This window comes from Hominimerdicola alba 8 (assembly GCF_000178155.2).
GTDB lineage: Bacteria > Bacillota > Clostridia > Oscillospirales > Ruminococcaceae > Hominimerdicola > Hominimerdicola alba_C.
Window position 1 is genome coordinate 117,676 of sequence record NZ_ADKM02000018.1, and the last position, 18,676, is coordinate 136,351.

General features: G+C 48.7%; 17 protein-coding genes and 1 other RNA gene. 11 read left to right on the forward strand and 7 right to left on the reverse strand.

Features of this window, described 5'->3' with window-relative positions:
• Position 1 precedes the first annotated feature (1 nt).
• From CUS_RS01290 to CUS_RS01300, 3 genes are all read right to left on the reverse strand, one after another.
• Entirely contained in the window at positions 2 to 4,006 is a 4,005-nt protein-coding gene (locus CUS_RS01290) for an MSCRAMM family protein (RefSeq protein ID WP_002846979.1), read from the reverse strand.
• 553 nt (positions 4,007 to 4,559) lie between these two features.
• Positions 4,560 to 4,787, reverse strand: coding sequence for a hypothetical protein (locus tag CUS_RS01295; protein ID WP_002847103.1), 228 nt, complete (start codon positions 4,785 to 4,787; stop codon positions 4,560 to 4,562).
• Positions 4,788 to 4,798: 11 nt separating this feature from the next.
• Positions 4,799 to 4,987 carry a hypothetical protein gene (locus tag CUS_RS01300; RefSeq protein ID WP_002847016.1) on the reverse strand — a complete coding sequence of 63 codons (189 nt, stop codon included), beginning with the start codon at positions 4,985 to 4,987 and terminating at the stop codon, positions 4,799 to 4,801.
• A 634-nt stretch (positions 4,988 to 5,621) separates the two neighbouring features.
• On the opposite strand from CUS_RS01300, the gene smpB reads away from it, so the two are divergent.
• The 8 genes from smpB to CUS_RS01335 all read left to right on the forward strand — a co-directional run bounded on the left by smpB (position 5,622) and on the right by CUS_RS01335 (position 11,740).
• Positions 5,622 to 6,095 (forward strand): SsrA-binding protein SmpB, encoded by a 474-nt coding sequence (gene smpB / locus CUS_RS01305; RefSeq protein ID WP_002847121.1) that lies wholly within the window; start codon positions 5,622 to 5,624, stop codon positions 6,093 to 6,095.
• Between the two features lie 9 nt (positions 6,096 to 6,104).
• Positions 6,105 to 6,608, forward strand: a complete 504-nt coding sequence (locus tag CUS_RS01310; RefSeq protein WP_002847037.1) for a hypothetical protein — start codon at positions 6,105 to 6,107, stop codon at positions 6,606 to 6,608.
• 66 nt (positions 6,609 to 6,674) lie between these two features.
• Positions 6,675 to 7,029, forward strand: a transfer-messenger RNA (tmRNA) gene (gene ssrA, locus CUS_RS18960).
• Positions 7,030 to 7,619: 590 nt separating this feature from the next.
• Positions 7,620 to 7,817, forward strand: coding sequence for a hypothetical protein (locus tag CUS_RS01315; protein WP_002847106.1), 198 nt, complete (start codon positions 7,620 to 7,622; stop codon positions 7,815 to 7,817).
• 475 nt (positions 7,818 to 8,292) lie between these two features.
• A complete protein-coding gene (locus tag CUS_RS01320) occupies positions 8,293 to 9,636 on the forward strand; it encodes a sensor histidine kinase (RefSeq protein WP_080559486.1) in 1,344 nt (447 codons plus the stop codon).
• On the forward strand, positions 9,614 to 10,207 hold the full coding sequence (locus CUS_RS01325; RefSeq protein WP_002846958.1) for a response regulator: 594 nt from the start codon (positions 9,614 to 9,616) through the stop codon (positions 10,205 to 10,207). Before CUS_RS01320 ends, CUS_RS01325 begins: the two co-directional genes overlap by 23 nt.
• 466 nt (positions 10,208 to 10,673) lie before the next feature.
• Positions 10,674 to 11,153 (forward strand): hypothetical protein, encoded by a 480-nt coding sequence (locus tag CUS_RS01330; protein ID WP_037275982.1) that lies wholly within the window; start codon positions 10,674 to 10,676, stop codon positions 11,151 to 11,153.
• The gene (locus CUS_RS01335) at positions 11,150 to 11,740 is read left to right on the forward strand and encodes a response regulator (RefSeq protein ID WP_002847127.1); all 591 of its coding nucleotides are present in this window, start codon (positions 11,150 to 11,152) and stop codon (positions 11,738 to 11,740) included. Before CUS_RS01330 ends, CUS_RS01335 begins: the two co-directional genes overlap by 4 nt.
• 180 nt (positions 11,741 to 11,920) lie before the next feature.
• On the opposite strand, the gene CUS_RS01340 is transcribed toward CUS_RS01335, so the two are convergent.
• Both CUS_RS01340 and CUS_RS01345 read right to left on the reverse strand, forming a co-directional pair.
• Complete coding sequence (locus CUS_RS01340; protein ID WP_037275985.1) at positions 11,921 to 13,105, reverse strand: MFS transporter; 1,185 nt, start codon at positions 13,103 to 13,105, stop codon at positions 11,921 to 11,923.
• Between the two features lie 123 nt (positions 13,106 to 13,228).
• Positions 13,229 to 14,164 carry an NAD-dependent epimerase/dehydratase family protein gene (locus CUS_RS01345; protein WP_037275987.1) on the reverse strand — a complete coding sequence of 312 codons (936 nt, stop codon included), beginning with the start codon at positions 14,162 to 14,164 and terminating at the stop codon, positions 13,229 to 13,231.
• 487 nt (positions 14,165 to 14,651) lie between these two features.
• Here CUS_RS01345 and CUS_RS01350 point away from each other — a divergent pair, with 487 nt between their 5' ends.
• Genes CUS_RS01350 through CUS_RS01360 form a run of 3 tightly spaced genes read left to right on the forward strand, consistent with a single transcriptional unit; the run spans position 14,652 to position 17,858 of the window.
• The gene (locus tag CUS_RS01350; protein WP_002846973.1) at positions 14,652 to 16,028 is read left to right on the forward strand and encodes a hypothetical protein; all 1,377 of its coding nucleotides are present in this window, start codon (positions 14,652 to 14,654) and stop codon (positions 16,026 to 16,028) included.
• A 34-nt stretch (positions 16,029 to 16,062) separates the two neighbouring features.
• Positions 16,063 to 16,914, forward strand: a complete 852-nt coding sequence (locus CUS_RS01355; protein ID WP_002847110.1) for a hypothetical protein — start codon at positions 16,063 to 16,065, stop codon at positions 16,912 to 16,914.
• Positions 16,911 to 17,858 (forward strand): TIGR01212 family radical SAM protein, encoded by a 948-nt coding sequence (locus tag CUS_RS01360; RefSeq protein WP_037275990.1) that lies wholly within the window; start codon positions 16,911 to 16,913, stop codon positions 17,856 to 17,858. Before CUS_RS01355 ends, CUS_RS01360 begins: the two co-directional genes overlap by 4 nt.
• A 142-nt stretch (positions 17,859 to 18,000) precedes the next feature.
• Here the strand turns inward: CUS_RS01360 and yabQ are convergent, their stop codons facing one another.
• Both yabQ and yabP read right to left on the reverse strand, forming a co-directional pair.
• Complete coding sequence (gene yabQ, locus CUS_RS01365; RefSeq protein WP_002847167.1) at positions 18,001 to 18,288, reverse strand: spore cortex biosynthesis protein YabQ; 288 nt, start codon at positions 18,286 to 18,288, stop codon at positions 18,001 to 18,003.
• On the reverse strand, positions 18,285 to 18,557 hold the full coding sequence (yabP, locus tag CUS_RS01370) for a sporulation protein YabP (protein WP_002846965.1): 273 nt from the start codon (positions 18,555 to 18,557) through the stop codon (positions 18,285 to 18,287). The genes yabQ and yabP overlap by 4 nt, the downstream gene beginning before the upstream one ends.
• Positions 18,558 to 18,676: the final 119 nt, after the last annotated feature.

Genomic DNA, 18,676 nt, shown 5'->3' on the forward strand with positions numbered 1-18,676 from the left:
CTTATGTGGTCTTTACCACCTTTTCTGCATCGCAGATGGTGATCTTGCCTGTAGCCTTGTCAACTACAGCATAGCTGTCCTCAGACTCAGCATTGAAATCATTGTACAGTGCCTTGCCTGCAACTGCGGAAGTGATCTTGCCGTTCTTGACAGTGAATGTTACAACAGAGTCGATTATTTTGAAATCGCCGCCTGCAACAGCTGCATCAACAGCAGTTTCTTCCAGTGTGTAAGTGCCGTTTGTCAAAGCGGAAACAATGTGATCCTTGCCGTTGGAATCCCACTGGTCAACGATCCTGCCGCTTGCGTCCTTGATGACCAGATGTGCGCCGATGACCTCTTTCTCACCTGTGATATCCTTCTTGGATACGGTGATGACAGTTCTCGAAGCATCACATATGGTTATGGTGTCGCCCTTGCCGACTGCATAGCCCTTGTCGCTCTCCTCAGCATTAGCTGCGGGCTTTGTTTCGGAGATAACAGTTACCTTGCCGTCAGCATCGATAGTGAAACCGATCTTCGAGTCGATAACTTCATAGATATCACCGTCATACTCAAAAGGCTTGCCTGTTTCGGTCAGTGTATAGCTGCCCTCAGTCAGACCCCAGAGTACTACAGGTGACTGGTCGTCAGATGTCCAGCTAAGACCTATTACCTTGCCGTTCTGAGTTACCTTTTCAAGACCTGCATTTGCAGCAACGATCTCAGTCCAGTCAACATCAGTGCTTGTTACCTGAAGCTGAGCGCCCTTGATCTCCTTCTCGCCGGTGATGTCGGTCTTGCTGATGGTGACATCGGTGGTCTTAACGATTATCTTCTTGGCATCGCAGATGTATATCTCGTTTACGCCGTTGTTTGCTACAACATAGCTGTCTGTAGTTTCATCGGTGGCGTTGGGGTTTGCCCTGCCTGCGATGTCAGTCTGCTTGTTGTCGATATTAGCTACCTTGCCGTCAACTATATCAAATGATATCGAAGATGGGATAACTTCGTACTCAGTTTCGCCGTCCTTAGCGACAGCAGTTTCAGTCAGCACATAGCCTGTGCCATCTCTCAGGGTAACGTTCCACTCAGCACCCTTTTCGGATACCCACTGAAGACCTGTTACCTTGCCTGTCTTATCGGTGATGTACTGGGAATCGGGATTGAACTCTGCCAGTCTTGCCCAGTCGATACCCTCGCCTGTGAGTGTGAGCTGTGCGCCCTCCACCTCGTTCTGACCTGTGATATCGAACTTGTTGATAGTTACATCGCCCTGCTTTATCTCAGCATCGCAAATGCTGATGGTGTTGTTGCGTCCTGCCACATAGTATTCCTCAGCAGGTGCGGAAGAAGGAGTCGAGGGATATATCTCAACCTTGTTGGAAGAAGTGTTCCATACACTGCCGTCCCTTACGCTGAAAGTGAGAGTATCCTTGATGACCTTGTAGTACTTGCCTGTGGTCATATCAAATATCTCGCCGCTCTCGTCATCAGCTTCTTCGGTAAGTGTGTAATCGCCGTCTGCCAGACCTGTGAGCACTTCAGCCTTGCCCTTTACGGATACCCAGCTGTACTCATAGTCCTCAACGCCCGCAGAGATGCCCTTTACGGTCAGTCTTGCGCCCTCGACCTCGTTCTTGCCTGTCAGGTCGAACTTGTTGATGGAAACGGTGGTGTTGCGGTTATCTGTCATGATGACAGTACCGCTAGTAGCCTTGCCGTTAACGCTTGTTACGGTAACGTTGCCATAATAAACATCGAATGTGATATCGGTCGTTACCTGATAGCCGTTAGGTGCAGCGACCTCGTGGAAAGTGTAGGAACCGTTCGGCAGACCAACTACCTCAACGGGAGTTCTGCTCGATGTCCACGAAATAACGTTCTTTGCAATAGAACCGTCTGTTACCGACGACTCGTCAGCGAACCTTACGTTCTCAAATGAGAGTGCCCTGCCGTTAGCGTCAACACCCTTGAGTGTCAGCTTGGCATTTGGTATCTCATCACCGCCTGTGCTCTGCTTGCTCAGCTTTACGTTAGTTCTCTTTGCATCGCAGATGTTGATGACTTCTGCCTTGTCAGCATTTGTGCCAACGGTGAAGTAGCCATCGTAAGCATTCTTATTGAAGCCGTCCTTGCTGATATCAGCGCCGTTGTCGGTCTTGACATCGGTCACTTTGCCGTTCTTAACGGTGAAGTTCAGCGAAGAGGGTATAACATCGAACACGCCGTCATCGGTGACGATGACATCGCCTGTTTCGGAAAGTGTGTACACACCGTCGTCCAGCGAGATGTTCCATGTTTCGTTCTCTTTTGAAGTCCAGTCCATAGATACAGCCTCGCCTGCATCGGTGGTGCCTGTGATGGTGAGTTTAGCGCCTGCTATCTCGTTCTCGCCTGTCAGGTCGAACTTGTTGATAACGAGGTCAGCAGGACCGCTTACGATATCCTCAGCAACAGCATTGCACACGAAGAGTTTGCCGTCATAGCCTGTCTTCTGTACATTCTCGGCGGTGTAGTAGCTGCCGTCGATCTGTACGCCGTACATGCTCAGTTCGGTACTTCTCACATCGGTCAGCTGACCTTCCTTGACAGTAAATCTCAGGGAGGACTCAACTACCTGATACTTCTTGCCGTCAAGGGTAACGTTGCCGTCAGCATCAGCGCCCGACTCGTCCAGATAATAGGTGCCGTCAGGCAGACCCTTGATGATCCTGGGTTCTGTGCCTGAGAGCCATGTGATGCCTGTGGGAGCGGAAGTTGTGCCGCCTACAGGTCTTACGCCATCGTTCGCGGCGATGACCTTGTTCCAGTCAACATCGTTATTGCCGCTTGCGGCAGTTACCGACAGTCTTGCACCGGGAAGTTCTTTCTGACCGCCGACAGCCATCTTGCTTATCTCGATATTATTGTGATCCTTGACAGCCAGCTGTCTGAAACCGTTCTGGTGTATCTCACAGCCGTTGTTCTCAACATAGAAGCCCATTACAGAACCGTTATGGGTCTGATAGATATAGACTTCCTGAGTTGGTGCGAGGATAACGCCCTGGTTGAGTTTGGTGAAATAATACTGGTCACCGTCTTCGCCCAGCATGTTGAACAGCACCTTGCCTGCCTGAGGACCGTAAAGGCTGTCAGCATCATCGATCTTTATCTCACGGTCAAAGTGGTCGCCGTCATTAAGACCTGTGACATTGATTATCAGCGAGTAATCGCTGACACCGTCTTTTGCCTTGACATTCAGTCTGGAATCCTTGATATCCTGCGCATCAAGAGTGACAACGTTGCCGCCCTCTGCACACTCGATATCGATGACCCAGTTGTTCTGGTCAGAATTTTCCTTATCGGGGAGAGTGACCTCAGTCACATCGGAAGTATCCTGCTTTGCCCAGTACTCCTGATACTCGTCAAGGGCTGTCAGCGCATCTATAAAGTCGATATTGTAAGTTACCTCACTTACATGGTAGATCTTCTTTGCGAGATCTTTTTCGCTGTTGAAGACACCGCTCTGGTAGCCGTTCACGTCTTCAAGCTGTACGCCCTGACCGTTATTGGCAGTCCTGTTGATGGTGATAGTATCGGGCAGTATCATATCCCAGAGCATATCATCGTTGATGCCGTTTGTCTGGTGTACCTGCTCGATAACATTGAGTTCAGCGTCACCGCCGCCGATGTTCTCACCGATGTAGATATGGTTCTCTTTGGAGTCAACATAGTTCACAACGTTGTTTGTAGTACCGAAAGCATCACCATATGGGTGGTAGTTATTGCACGCGAAGATACCTTCCATATGATTTGCCTGAGTGTAGGTATAAGCGAACGCTGCGTACTTGTTAGCACTGCCGAGTTCTTTCTGGGTAGCGTATTTGAAAGTACCCAGATCGACAAGATCACCTGCCGCAGAAGCAACGGAAGCAGGCAGCGCACCGACTATGGAAGATGCTGCCAGCAGACCCGCAGTCAGCCCCGAAACAAGGCGTTTTCTACCGCTGATCTTTCTGCCATGTTTAAAAGGGTTTCTTATCATACTTTTCTTTCACTCCTTAAATTTTAATGATCGTTTATCGCTGACCGTTTCGCAGTTTGCCCAAATCGTGCAAGCTCATTATCTCCCCATTATCGAGATATAGATTTTTGGACATACTGAAAACTTCGGGGTAAAATATCCAAATCCCCCCACAAGGTCAGTTCAAAACGGGCGAACGGCTGTTCAGCCGTCCAACAGACAGTCCCGTCAAAGAAAACATTGCGCATTATACTGTTACATATTATAATAGTATACGTATACCTGAGCTATTTGTCAGATGTTGGCACAATTATCCAATTTAAACTATCTGTTATATAATTTAATTATACACAATTAGATTACAAATGTCAAGATTTTTCCACTTGTTTTCTTTATATTAGGAATAAAATTTACTTGATTTATTAATCGTTTTCTTAGTGAATAATGAATAGTTTTAAGTTCCACAATTATCCACTTCGTCCATATGACGGTAATATGGCAGTATTTAACACATAATATTCGGCACTTATGCCAAATGTCAGCATAAGCGCCAAAAATCCATATCAGATAAAAATCACTTCGCATCCGCAGCCCTGTGTGCTGCAAAGCCGCCCTCGACAAAGAACCTCACTACCTCGAAAATGAACGAGTAAATGATGAAGCCCAGCACGAAAGCCGATGCAAAAGTCAGGTAATCAAATTTAGTGAAAACAGCGCCGCTGAACCATCTGCCTGTTTCGACTGCCTTGCAGATGACACCCGCGATACCTGTGCTGATGACGAACCACATAAGCATGTACATGGTCTTCTCTCTCACATCATTGAAGCTGCCACGCCTGTGACAGCCCTGTATATCGCTGAGGCAGCCATCGGTATCACGAACCATTCAGCGAGCATAAGCATGTGAACGCCCGCAAAGCTGCCCAGAAACAGGTCAGTCAGGGAAAAAAGCGCCCAACCCACGACATTCATTATCAATGTGAACACGAACATAGCTGCCATAGTCAAACTTCCTTTCTTATTTTGGTCAATGTGAATATTGTTGTACGAAAGTGACACAAAATTCACTTCGTTAAGTTTACAAACCAATTATAGCACATTTCACAAAAGTTTTCAAGAATAAAATTATATAGTTTCAAAATTTCTTTTTCAATAACCTTTGTGCATATTATTCAATTGTCTGAAAAGCTGACAAAACTTTCACAAACCGCCGAGATTTAGGCGTTTCAGAGCAGTGCGTTTTCAGATGTTACTTTTGCGCCCACCAAAGCGCGGCACATGTTACCGTTTTAGGAATTTTATCATCTATAAGAATATGTTTGTTAAAATTATAAACTTAGTTCACATATATATCGATATGAGCATTCTTACAGTCGAAAGGAAGTATCCCGTCAAAACGCAATTGACAAAATTATCCATCAGATCACACCGAGCGACATACTTCGCAGAAAAATCTATAGATATACCCTTTGACAAAACTGATAATATGTGCTATACTATATAGGCAGCAGGGGGTGTTCCCCCTATATCAATCCAAATTTTAAATTCACAAAATCCGGTCGCAAAAGCTGGGATTTATGGATTTTGTCTGAATTTTAAGGCGGATCGCTATAGTATATGATGGGAGGTCAAGCCTGTGGCTATCGACAAAAAAGGCACTAAACAAATAGCCGACAACCGCAAGGCGCGGCATGACTATTTTATACTTGAAACCATCGAATGCGGCATTGAACTGGTGGGCACTGAGGTCAAGTCTATCCGTCAGGGGGGCGTTAACCTCAAGGACAGCTGGTGCAGTGTCGATGACGGTGAGATGTGGATAAAAGGCATGCACATAAGTCCTTACGACCACGGCAACATTTTCAACAAAGACCCGCGCCGCGTGCGCAAGCTGTTACTGCACAAGCGCGAGATAATGCGCCTGTTCGGGCAGGTACAGCAGGAGGGTCTGGCGCTGATACCGCTCTCTCTTTATTTCAAAGGCAGCAGGGTCAAGGTGGCGCTGGGGCTGTGCAAGGGTAAAAAACTGCACGACAAGCGCGATGACATGGCGAAAAAAGCCGCTAACCGCGAGATCGAGCGCACACTCAAAGACAGGCAGAACTACTGACGGAGCGTTATGGAAAATAAGACAAAGAAGATATCTTTTGCTTATGCGTTCCCCATTGCGCTGATAGCGGCGGGTCTGCTGTGTGCGGCGGTTTTTATCGTGATAGCGATGATAGGGTATGATGTTCGTATAAAATTGTATAATGACATCGGCGCACTTCCGTGGAAAGACCCTGAGATAAACATCTCGGCGGAAAAGTCGGAGAGGTACACCGATGACGAGATACAGCTGGCGATAGATGCCGCCATAAAAACATACAAGCGCGACTGGCACACCTACAACGGCGTATACATGCTTGAACTGTACTATGATGACGCTTTCAGCGAAAATCACCGCAATGATAATGTCGGTGACTGGATATATCTTAAGTCGGTGGTCTACACGGGCTATGCCGACACGGTAGATGAAAAATTCCGCGGCAAGCTGCATTCTGAGGCTTACTGGGCGGTAGAACAGCTATCTGACGGTTCATGGATATGTCACGGGTGCGGCGAACTTGAAAAAGATGAATAGAAAGGAATGTGACAGCAGGATATTTTCCCTGTGACTATCCGTTAAACATTACAACTGCGAAAACAGGGGGATGTAAAGGTTTCGACGGGGGTCTTGAAGGGCGATAAGCGAGTGGAGGAGCGCACTCTCCTTAAACGGCGTACGTTTTAAAATTAGACGACAACGATAATTTTGCAATGGCAGCCTAAGGGCAGCCCGTCTTGCCTGAGAGTACCACGGCTTGGGTAAAGGCGTCGACTAGTGGTGAACGTCGGCAGGCGATGACTGTGACCTGTCGGTGTATTGCAGTCTACCAAAGCGAGGGGCGTGTCTGTTTGCCCGTGCGGAGGGAAACGGCGCAAGCCGAAATAACCGACTAGACTCGTAGAAATTCGCGTGAATGGGCTTTCGGACAGGAGTTCGATTCTCCTCATCTCCACCAGATATTTGACCGCGTACTTGCGTATTATCGCGCAGGTACGCGGTTTTCTTATATTTTCGGCTGTTATAAAATATCATCAAATTCGATGAAATATGACACGAAGCGCTTTTGCAGGTTTCTGCCTGTAAGTTCTGCCGCTTTTGGTGATGACAGTCAATTTCTTGGACCGCATAAGTGTGCATTCATCGAGCCTTTAATAATCAGCGCTGTGTCAAAAGTCATTTTTTGTAGGAAATCACAATACTCTCTGTCGCAGCTTGTAGATAGTCAACAAATTTAGTTTTTCACCAAACAGGTGAATGACAAACTGCACAATTTGTGTTATTATTTACTAAAGAGATTTATGATATAAACATAAATCCCAGACAAGCACTACTATTCCCAATTCATTGCTTGAACAACTTAGACCGATCGGGAGGTGACGGCTGTAATATAGCTTGACATCGACGGGCAGATCGGCTGCGGCAGCGCAGTGCCGAAAGGCAGCTGCCGCAAGGGATCCCCCCAAAAACGACTATTTTCCGGCAGAATGAAGCGTTATCAGCATCATTTCTGACAAGGTATACATAAAAACACAGGAGGAAACAACTATGGCAGAAAACAAAAGCGGTGTGCCCGACAAAAATGATAATGTCACAGCCTATTGCAGGCAGTGCGGCAAAAAGCTGCAATATCACGGTCAGGCGAGGATAGAGGGCGGCAACACAGGCGTTTTCAGCTGCACTAACCGCAACTGTTCGCAGTACACGAAGAAGAAGTACAACACTCAGGTTGACTTTAAAAAGTAAAACAAGCTCCCAAATTTACAGCAGGCGACATTATAGCGATCCGCCTTAAAATTCAGACAAAATCCCATACGCGCCTTTTTAAGCGGCAATAATAGCAGGAAGCTGCTTTCTTTGCTGCGGCGGTGTGCTATTTTTGTCGCTTACTATCATTTTATTTTTTCCTTACAAGTGGTTTGGCGCTGCCGTCCTCGTTTTTGGCTTGGACGCAGCGCCAAAACTTTTTCACCGCCTGTCCGAAGCAGCCTTCTTCGGACAGGCGGCGGGAGGCTGTCGAGGTCGGGGGAATACGCGAGATACGGGCGAGGGCTGCGGAGGGCGATTTCCGCAGCCGATTTTTTTATGACTATCCGGCTTTTCAGATACACAAAAGCCGTTCGCAAAAACTTTGATATATGGGCTTTATGAACGAACTTTGTCTGACTTTTACGGGAAATCGCTATAATGCTTGATTTCAGTCGATAATTGTGTTATAATAATGAATAATATTTGTTATTTCCATGTAAAGGACGGTGTGCTGATGATCGCTGAATATATCAATGAAAACTACATGACCTTTATGATACTGTTCTCGCTTATCGCCGCCATGATAGTCAACAAAGATGTGGAGATACCCGCATCAAAGCTGTTCATAACGGGTATAACGATGCTTATAGTGATATCACTCAACGACCTGCTGTACCTGTACCAGCAGGAGATGTTCGCACGCCCTGACATGCGCTCAACGGCGCTGACCATACGTACATGGGGTGATACGATATCTTTCATACTGCGCCCTGTGCTGATAATGATAGAGATTTTCATGGTGGTACCCGAACAAAAGCTGCGCAAGCTGTGCGCTGTGCCTGCCATACTGAACGGTCTGGTGTTCAGCACAGCAGTATTCGGCAGCAAGACGGCTTTCTGGATAGACAGCCAAAACTCATTCATCGGCGGACCGATGCACTTCACCATCTACATGACACAGATAGTCTACATAATGCTGCTGCTGGTGTTCTCGGTGATAAACTTCAAGCAAAGCAACAGGGGCAAGAGCATAATGCTGATAACCATGTTCTTACAGGCGGTATTTGTGGCTATACGCGAATATCTGTACATATCTCCCAGTTTCACCAACGCTGTGACGGCACTGTGCATGCTGGACTACTACATATACCTCGCGACCATAGAGCGGCAGACGATAAGCGACTCGCTGCTGCAAAAGGAGCTTGACCTGACAAAGAGCGAACTGATGGTGCTGAGAAATCAGATACAGCCCCATTTCATATACAATGTGCTCAGCATGATACGTTCACTTACCCGCACCGACACAGAAAAAGCGGTGCAGGCGATAAACAATTTCTCAAAGTACCTGAAAACACACATAAAGGCGATACAGAACGAGGATATGATACCTTTTGAGGAGGAACTGAAAAATGTGCGGGTATATGTTGACCTTGCACAGACAGATTATCCGGGCGAGATAGAACTTGTCTGCGACTTTGAGGAAACTGATTTCACGATACCTGCCCTGAGCCTTGAACCGATAGTCGAAAACGCCATACAACACGGCATCAGCCGCAGAGGCGGCAAGATAACCATAACCACACGCCGCAGCGACGGCACGATGACCATAAGCATATCCGACAACGGCACAGCCAAAAAGGACATCACCCCGAAATTCACCGAAAGGCTGGGAGTCGGGCTTGAAAACACCCGCCGACGGCTTGCAGTGCAGTGCGGAGGTCATATGGAAACGCAGCTGACCGAAAGCGGCTGTACAGTCACCATATCAATACCATGTGCAAGGAGAGATAACGATGAAGATACTGGCAGCAGATGACCATCAGCTGATAGTTGACGACCTGCTTTACTCGATAAAACAGCTTATGCCCGATGCCGAATGCACAGGCACAAGTGACCCCGACCTGATAATCCCGCTGTTCAAAAAGCACCGTTTTGATGTGGTCTTCCTCGATATCGAGATGGACGATGTCAACGGCATAGCCTTAGCGCAGAAGCTACAGAAGATAGCACCCCGCACCAACATAATCTACATAACGGGCTACGAAAAATACGCGCTGGAAAGCTACAAGACTTATGCAAGCGGATTTCTTGTGAAGCCCATTGACGAAGACATGCTTAAAGATGCCCTCGACCACCTGCGATTTCCTGTTTCAAACATCACCGATGACATGCTGATACGACAGAGTCAGGGCGAAGCAGTGATAGGCAGAAAGATACAGAAATACCGCGAAGAGCGCGGGCTGACACGCAATGAGTTCGCGGAGATGCTGGGCTGTGTGATGCCCACCATACAGCGTTGGGAGAGCGGCACCAGAGTACCCGATGTGACCATGCTGATGCACATAGCAAAGGTTCTGGGCGTCGGGGTCGAAGACCTTATAGGCTGACTATTATCTTATCCATTTACCGGCAGACCTTTTCACTTGCCGCAAGTTCCCGCATGGCAGGCAGTTCAGCCATAGTGACCTTTCGCAGAACGACTCCCCCGTCAGAAAGAACTCGCAAGTCATTATTATGTTGATACACATATTATAACCTTTCCTATGGCGGCTGTTGATTTCCGCTTTGGAAACCCCGTTTCATTCGCATGAAGCGCCTTTATTTTGTAGATATTTCACAATATGAGCATGCGTATCGCTTATCTATTTCAAAAAAACAACATTTGGTTTTAACGGCAATACACATCATGTGGCAGATATTGCATATCGGAGGGGGCATTTTACGTCACGGGGCGTTTGCATTGATGATAAAAATGTGCTAAAATATAGTAAACGGCATGAATACAGAAATAAATACGCCGTTTACCAAAGATAAACTGAACGCGCAGGGTCATCAGATGCAGGGGGACGGGGTATGAAAATAAAACTGAACAATGAGATATCGGTGGAATACCCCGAAAGTTTTGCAGAGATGACAGGCGCAGAACTGAAGAAGTCATTCGGTTCGGCGGTCAGGCGTTCGGGGGCGAAAAACGATGCAAAGCAGTTTTTTATATCTGTCAGCTGGACAGACCGTGTCAGCCTGCCGACAAGCCTTTTTGTGAACGAGAAAAGCTGTCTTAACAAAGCCGCCGCAAGATGCAGGCGCACCCTCAGCGAACACCGCGATGACGGTCATATCACAAGAGAACACCCTACAGGCAAAGTGACAGGCTTTGAATACAGCTACACGCAGGACGGCACGCCTTATCACGGTGCCGCCGCCGCGATAAAGCTGTGCGGGCGCATTTATGTCGTTGAATATCGGACTTCCAGCTTTGACAGAATGTTTTGCAGTATGGCATTCAATATGGTGATAACTTCGCTAAGACCCATAAGAGGTGACAAAAGATGAAGATACTCGTCCTTGACGACCACAAAAGCATAGTCGATGACCTGATATATGAACTGAAAGAGATAATGCCCGATGCCGAATGTACAGGTATTTCCGAGCCTGCTGAGGCGCTGGCGCTGATAAAAGATCACAGCTACCACATAGCATTCCTTGACATTGAGATGCCCGAACTTAACGGCATAGAGTTCGCAAAAAAGATACTTGCCAAAGACCCGCGAACGAATATAATCTACATCACCGCGCACAGCGGCTATGCAGTCGAATGCTTCAAGACTTACGCCAGCGCTTTTCTGGAAAAGCCCATCGACCGCGATGAACTGGTCGATGCGCTGGGACATCTGCGCTTCCCTGTATCGAACATCACCGATGAGATGGTGATGCAGGAATTTTCTGGAAACAGCATGATAGGCAAGCGCATAGTGCGCCTGCGGGAAGAAAGCGGAATGTCAAGGCAGGATTTCATCAAGGCGATGGGTGTAAGCGCACAGACTGTCTACCGCTGGGAGAACGGCGAACGCATACCCAGCATGGCGACCTACATGAAGATAATGCAGGTATTGGGCGTTGATATCGACAAAATGCTCTGACAGGAGATGCGGGCGGGATATTACCTACATATCTATAGCAATCCGCCTTAAAATTCAGACAAAATCCAGTCACAAAACCCATAGATCCCAGCTTTTGCGACTGGATCTTGTGAATTTAAATAGTTGGATCGCTATAAACGGAAACACTCCCGTAAATGCAGCTATAGAAGACCGCCCTCGTCAGAGAGCGGTTTTTTCATGCTGCTGCCTGCGTCTGCGGGAAGTCAGGGTCATCAGCGCCATGCCCAGCGGGAAAACTGCCGCCGCCAGCACGCCTGTTTTCATACTGCTGTGGTCTGCGACCAGCCCGACCAGTGTCGGTCCGCCCGAACAGCCGATATCGCCTGCCAGTGCCAGCAGTGAGAACATCAGTGTACCGCCGCACCGCATTGCGGCAGAAGCCTTGCTGAAAGTCCCCGGCCACATTATGCCCACCGAAAGCCCGCAGATGCCACAGCCTATCAGGTTGATGACGGGGCTTTCAGCCAGACTTATCATAAGGTAGGCGCAGACACACAGCACAGCGCTCGCCGCCATGAATCCGTCAAGGTCGAGAGTTTCGCCTTTTTTGCCGTAATACGCCCTCGCGCCGCCCATGAACGCGGCGAACATCATCGGTCCTGCAAGGTCACCCGCAGTCTTGCTGATGCCAAGACCTTTTTCGGCAAAAAAACTTGCCCACTGGCTGACAGCGAGTTCGCTCGCCCCTGCGCATACCATCATCGCGAACAGCTTAAGGAAAGTGCGGCTTTTAATCAGTTCGCCCGCACCCATGCGTTTCTCGTCCTCAGGCACAAGGGGCGCTATGGGGACTTTTGCGAACAGCACACCGTTCACTGCGGGTATCACCGACCAGATAAGCGCCAGTATTTTCCACCGTGATGTGCCAAAAATGCTGAAAAACACCGTTGACAAGAGTACAACTCCCACCTGTCCCCAGCAGTAGAATGAATGAAGCAGGCTCATGGCAGTTTCTTTGTTGTCGGTAGGACAGCTTTCCATTATGGGGCTTACCAGCACCTCAAGCAGACCGCCGCCCACTGCATAGACCACCACCGAAGTCATTATGCCCGCGTAAGGCGGCACGACTTCGGGCAGCACCGTCAGCAGGATAAAGCCTGCCGCCGCCATGACATGGGCTGTCACTATGCTGACGCGGAAGCCTGCTCTGTCTGCGAAGAAAGCGCTGAGCAGATCGACTGTAAGCTGGACGCAGAAATTCACCGTTATCAGCAGTGTTATCTGTGAAAGCGGCAGGCGGTACTGCCCCTGTAAGGTCAGAAATATCAGCGGCAGAAAATTGTTCACCGCCGCCTGCACCACATAGCCCGCGAAACAGCAGTTTATCGTATTTTTAAATGTCATAGAATTTCCCACGGATTTCACCTGTTTATCAGAATAATGGCTTATAATAACTGTGTATGTATGTGTAAAGTATCTTAGTGACAAATAAATATCCCCCGCAGACTCAGCCACAGGGGAAAATGTCTACTTTGTGTTGGTGAGGTTCCATCTCATCGGCGCGATGCGCTTTGCACGAGTGTTGTCATAATTCCAGTTGTGGAATGTCAGCGTCGGGTCGAAGTAACGGTAGTCGTTCTTCATCTTGCCCTTGTTGTAAAGCATGGTCTTCTCACTGCCCGGCGCACGCTGTATGACTGCACCGATGCGGTGTCTGTCCTTTTCGTACTCGATTATATCCTTTGCAGTGGTTATCTTTGAGTCGCAGACATTGTAAACGCCTCCATACCTGCCCTGCGGCACATTTATTATACCGTTGAGGAAGTCGATGAGATTGAACACACAGCAGAATGAGAAACCGTAGTCACCCTCACCAAAAATGTAGCCTACATTGTCTTTCGAGTCGTAGACATGCGCGTGAAGGTTATCGGTGTGTTCAGCATCATAGATGGGTGCGACCCTTGCGATGACGGGTATGCAGTCAGTCTTCCTGAAAGCCTTATCCATCAGCTTTTCGCTGGTCATCTTGATATCTGCATAATTGGTGATGCCTTTTTCAGCGATAGTTTCCCTTATAGGTTCACGACCCTTTTGTATGCCGTAAACGTCGGTGGTCGAAAGCAGTATCACGCACTTGACCCCAGCCTTTACAGCCGCAGAATAGATATACTTGTCGGTGACCTTGCTGCGCTTTGCCTCAGCATCGGTTATCAGCGGGTCGATATCATTATCCACCGAATTTGCCAGATGCACCAAAACATCTATCTGATTGTTCTCGATGATAGGCACTATCTTTGCCTTATCTGTGATGTCGCACTGTGTAAACTTGTAGTTTTCATCAGTGCCCACGAAATCATTTGTCTTTGAATCAACAGCAAAGACCTTGTGCTTTTTGTGCAGCAGACTTGAAGTCAAATACTGACCTATCATGCCGCTGGCACCTGTAATAAATATAGAGGACATTCCTTGCTCTCCTTCCCAAAAACGCGCCTACGATCTTTACAACAGACGGTCACAGCTCACCTGTGCGAAACACCTGACGCGGCCACGAAAAACAGCGGCAGACACAGATGACCACATCGTCCATTAATTACCACGAAGATCCCTTTCTCTCTTAGACCCGCTCCTGCGGGCTGACAGGCGCAATATCACATAACTTTCCGTTTTTATTATAACACACTTTTCTCCTTTTGCAAATACTTTTTTCTAAAATCAAAAAAATTTAGATTTTCTTGATAAATTCGCTTGCTTAATTTTGTGAAGTGTGCTAAAATATTATATCAGAGATAAACTTGTGTTAACGAAAATGTCAAATAAAGACGAAAGAACTGTAAAAAGCACTTCTTTTATTACCGCGATACCTCATTCAACTGTGCGAATTGCGGTACAGAAAACCGGAAAATATCTGTAGTTCAGCAAGACTGAACTGCTTTATATAAGGAGAATTACATTGACCTATACCGACCTGATCTTTTTATTCGGGCTTTTCCCCGTATCAGCGGTGCTTTCGCTGCTGGACAGAAGCCCTGAGTACAAGAACATGATACTGATAATCACCTCGCTGCTGTTTTTCAGCTGGGGCAGACCCTTTGCGGTATGCCTTATCTTCCTTTCGCTGTTTGCCGACTGGGGGATAGGTCTTGCGGTGGGCAGCCTGAGGGATAAGAACCGTCTTGCTGCCATAGCCCTGACAGCTGCCGACGGCATCATAGCTTTGGCGATAATGCTGATATTCGGGCACAACTACCTATTCAGCGAAACTAAACTTGCACTTGATGCGGTGCTGCTGCCTGTAGGCATGGGGTACTATGCGCTGAGGGGGGGTTCCTACGTATATGATGTATACAAAGGCAAGATACGGGCAGAGAAAAACGTATTCTGTCTTATGACATACGAAGTGTCATTCCACCTTATGTGTGCGGGACCTGTGGTGCGCTACGGCGATATCGAAGGTCAGATACGCAGGCGTGAGGTCAACACTGATAAACTGAACGCAGGTCTTAACCGCATGATATGGGGGCTAGGCAAGATAACTGTTTTGTCGGAGGCTTTCGCAAAGATACATGCGGCGGGCATGAACGGCAATGAGATAACGACGCTGGGCTGCTGGCTGGGCATGCTGGCATTTTTTGCGCAGTACTATTTTATGTTCACGGGGCTTTGTGATATGAGCCGCGGGCTGAGTCTGGTGGGTGGATTTGTGCTGCCCGAAAACTACCGCGACATCGAGCCTGATGAACTTTTCACAGGGCTGGTCAAGTCATACAACACCACTGTTATAGGCTTTTTTGCTGACCTTACAGGCACGAGCGAAAGCAGATCAAAGCTGCGCACTGCCATCGGTGCAGTCATCTGCGGCGGACTGGTGGGGCTGTGGTATCAGGTCAGCGTGAGCGCTTTGCTGGTGGGTCTGGCAGCGGGTCTGCTGGTGGCGCTGGAACAGCTTTTCCTGAAAGATATACTTGCCAAACTGCCGACCGTTGTAAAGTACATCTACCTTGTGGCAGCGGCACTGCTGATATTCGGCGGCGCAGAGTTCAGGAGTTTCAGCGGTTATCACAGATGGCTGCTGGGTTTGGCGGGGATCGGCACTAAGTACACACTCAGCGTGGCGGTAAAGGAGAACGTGCTTCAGAACATCACGCTGATAATAATAGCTTTCTGCGTGATATGCACACCTGTGCGCAGAATGATAACAGGCGGCGCAGACAGGCTCTCCGCAAAAAGCAGGCGGCATTACGGCGCTGTCAGGGCGGCAAAGACCATCGGCACTGCCGCAGTATTCATCGTCAGCGTGCTGACCCTTGCGGCAGCGGCAAGCGTATAACGGTCCGGACTGTCTATCTCGGTGAGGTGAGAACATGGAAAACGAATTCAACAGACTAAAGGCGGAAGCCGATAAATTCCCGATGCCCGAAGAGTGCGAGGAGAACGACCGCGCGGTAAGATTTCTTGCACTGGAAACAGGGGTGGGGCATTTCGATAATCTGAACCTGCTGATAATGTCGGCGCTGTTCATTTTTGTGTCAGTGGCATTTCTCGCAGTCAACAGCGGTAAGATAATCAACAACGACGAAGAACTGACTTTAAACAGAAAGTCTTTCCTCAGCGGTGAGTTCACCCAAAAGCTGGAGGAACGGTATCTGCGTGACCTGCCCATACCCGAAGAGATGAAGACCGCCCGCGAATACGCGGCTCTGCTCTACGGTATAGGCAACAAGGTCACTGAAAAGAACAGCGGCAACTACAACACACGTTCCGACAGTCAGCCCGACTACGAGCACAACGCTTTCGAGTCTGATGACGATGACAACGGTGTGAGTGAGAACAAAGTCACCACAAAGGCGGCAAAGACCGACAAGAACGGCAACACCGTGACCGAGCCTGAGGAGGCTGAAACTGCACCCGGCGGCGGCACAACTGCCGTAAGCAGACCATCTTCGACTGTAAGCACATTCTCTTACACCACCGAACCCGAAGAGGAGAACACTGTCACCCTCAACAACGATGCGCCCTCAGTGACCACCACGACTACCGTCATATCAAAGCGCACAGTGACCACCTCTGAAAGCACTGATTACACCGAAACACAGCCCACTGAGTCTGACATTACCGACAGTTCGGTGAGTGATACCGACCCGCCTGACACAGAAACTTCCGAAACTGAGCCTGTCATCACAGAGCCGCCTGTTACGGACGTTCCCGCAGAATGATGAACGAGTTTCCGTATTCCGACGACAACAAGCGCTATCACAGCTACAGCTACTATTTAAAAAAGCGCTTTGGCAGAAAGGTCTACAAAGTTCCGCTGAACTTAGATCTGGGCTGTCCAAACCGTGACGGGAGCAAGGGCGTGGGCGGGTGCAAGTTCTGTTCTGCTAAACTCAGCGGGAATTTTGCGGGCGACCCGAAAGACACCATCGAAGCACAGTACGCTGAGGTTCGGGCTGTGATGGAAAAGAAATGGCGGAACGGCTCCTGCATACCGTATTTTCAGGCAGGAAGCAGTACATATGCAGATGTGGGCTATCTCAGGGAGATGTTCACGGCAGCGATGTCACTGGAGAATGCTGTGGGACTCAGCATAGCCACCCGCGCTGACTGTATCGACAGAGAAAAAGCCGCCATGCTGGGCGGTCTGGCAAAGCAGACCTATCTTACGGTCGAACTGGGTCTGCAAACCGTATATGACGAAACTGCCCTTGCCATGAACCGCTGTCACACATACGCGGATTTTCTGAGGGGGTACGAACTTCTTCGGGAGAACGGCGTGAATGTATGTGTACACCTTATAGACGGTCTGCCGAATGAGAGCCGCGAGATGATGCTGCAGTCGGCAAGGCAGGTCGGTCAGCTGGATATACATGCAGTGAAACTGCATCTTCTGCATGTGCTGAAAGGCACAGCCCTTGCGGATATGTACGCACGCGGCGAATTCAGGGCGCTTGAGCGCGATGAATACATATCGCTGATATGCGACCAGCTGGAACTTCTGCCGCCCCACATTATTATAGAGCGGCTGACAGGTGACGGCGACAAGTCGGAGCTTATCGCACCCATGTGGAGCTGTGACAAGCGAAAAGTCCTGAACGGCATCGACATGGAAATGGCGCGGAGAGGGTCTTACCAAGGCGTTAATTTAATTCATAATTCATAATTATTGGCATGGTTTATTGCTTTGTGTTTTTGGCTTTTTGGGAGTGCATATACCATGCCCTGTAGGGCGGGGGCTTGCTCCCGCCTTTGACGATGATGGTGATATCTTAAAACGTTTTGCCCGCATTCTTTGGGAATGCGGGCTATTTTTTTCTTTTTACGGCATAAAGTATCCCCCGCACAGCGCAGAAGCCCAGCGCCGCACCGCAGAATGTCGGGTAGCGCAGGTGACCCTCTATGCCCACACCGAGCATGAATATGCAAAAAGCGCAGAACAGCGTCAGGAACATATCGCCTGTGAATGTCAGCCATTTCGGGCGTTTAAGCCGCCTTTCCAGACTCACTGCCGCCGAAAGCGCACCTAGCCCAAGACCAAGCAGAGTCCCTGACGGGAACACACCCAGCTGTGCCGCCGCATCAAAAATGCTCATCGCAGAAGTTTCCCGAAAAAGCCCAGCTTGCTCACCGCATCGCGCTGACCGTATATCAGTGCGGATATCTCGCCGTCGATGTTCAGTTCGCCGCTTTCAAGGCTCATTTCGCTTATGTGGAGTTTTTCGCCCTTTATGGTCAGTTCGCCCAGCTGGGTATACAGCACCACCGCATTTTCATCGAACCTCTCAACATCGTTCACGCCTGTCAGCATCAGCTTGCTGCGGTTCTCCATTATGGCGTTATGCCGTCCCTGAATGTCTGTCATGTTTACCGCCTCCCTGTTAAGATGATATGCGCGTAAACTGTTATATATGCCAATTAAAACAGTCTGCGGGTCTGAAATGTTTATTGCCGTACCTATTGCAAAATTGTAAAATATGTGTT

Excerpts from the sequence above, each read along its gene's own strand:
- CUS_RS01290 (WP_002846979.1), bottom strand. The coding sequence starts at position 4,006 with ATGATAAGAAACCCTTTTAAACATGGCAGAAAGATCAGCGGTAGAAAA.
- CUS_RS01295 (WP_002847103.1), bottom strand. The coding sequence starts at position 4,787 with ATGTACATGCTTATGTGGTTCGTCATCAGCACAGGTATCGCGGGTGTC.
- CUS_RS01300 (WP_002847016.1), bottom strand. The coding sequence starts at position 4,987 with ATGGCAGCTATGTTCGTGTTCACATTGATAATGAATGTCGTGGGTTGG.
- CUS_RS01310 (WP_002847037.1), top strand. The coding sequence starts at position 6,105 with ATGGAAAATAAGACAAAGAAGATATCTTTTGCTTATGCGTTCCCCATT.
- CUS_RS01315 (WP_002847106.1), top strand. The coding sequence starts at position 7,620 with ATGGCAGAAAACAAAAGCGGTGTGCCCGACAAAAATGATAATGTCACA.
- CUS_RS01320 (WP_080559486.1), top strand. The coding sequence starts at position 8,293 with ATGAATAATATTTGTTATTTCCATGTAAAGGACGGTGTGCTGATGATC.
- CUS_RS01325 (WP_002846958.1), top strand. The coding sequence starts at position 9,614 with ATGAAGATACTGGCAGCAGATGACCATCAGCTGATAGTTGACGACCTG.
- CUS_RS01330 (WP_037275982.1), top strand. The coding sequence starts at position 10,674 with ATGAAAATAAAACTGAACAATGAGATATCGGTGGAATACCCCGAAAGT.
- CUS_RS01335 (WP_002847127.1), top strand. The coding sequence starts at position 11,150 with ATGAAGATACTCGTCCTTGACGACCACAAAAGCATAGTCGATGACCTG.
- CUS_RS01340 (WP_037275985.1), bottom strand. The coding sequence starts at position 13,105 with ATGACATTTAAAAATACGATAAACTGCTGTTTCGCGGGCTATGTGGTG.
- CUS_RS01345 (WP_037275987.1), bottom strand. The coding sequence starts at position 14,164 with ATGTCCTCTATATTTATTACAGGTGCCAGCGGCATGATAGGTCAGTAT.
- CUS_RS01355 (WP_002847110.1), top strand. The coding sequence starts at position 16,063 with ATGGAAAACGAATTCAACAGACTAAAGGCGGAAGCCGATAAATTCCCG.
- CUS_RS01360 (WP_037275990.1), top strand. The coding sequence starts at position 16,911 with ATGATGAACGAGTTTCCGTATTCCGACGACAACAAGCGCTATCACAGC.
- yabQ (WP_002847167.1), bottom strand. The coding sequence starts at position 18,288 with ATGAGCATTTTTGATGCGGCGGCACAGCTGGGTGTGTTCCCGTCAGGG.
- yabP (WP_002846965.1), bottom strand. The coding sequence starts at position 18,557 with ATGACAGACATTCAGGGACGGCATAACGCCATAATGGAGAACCGCAGC.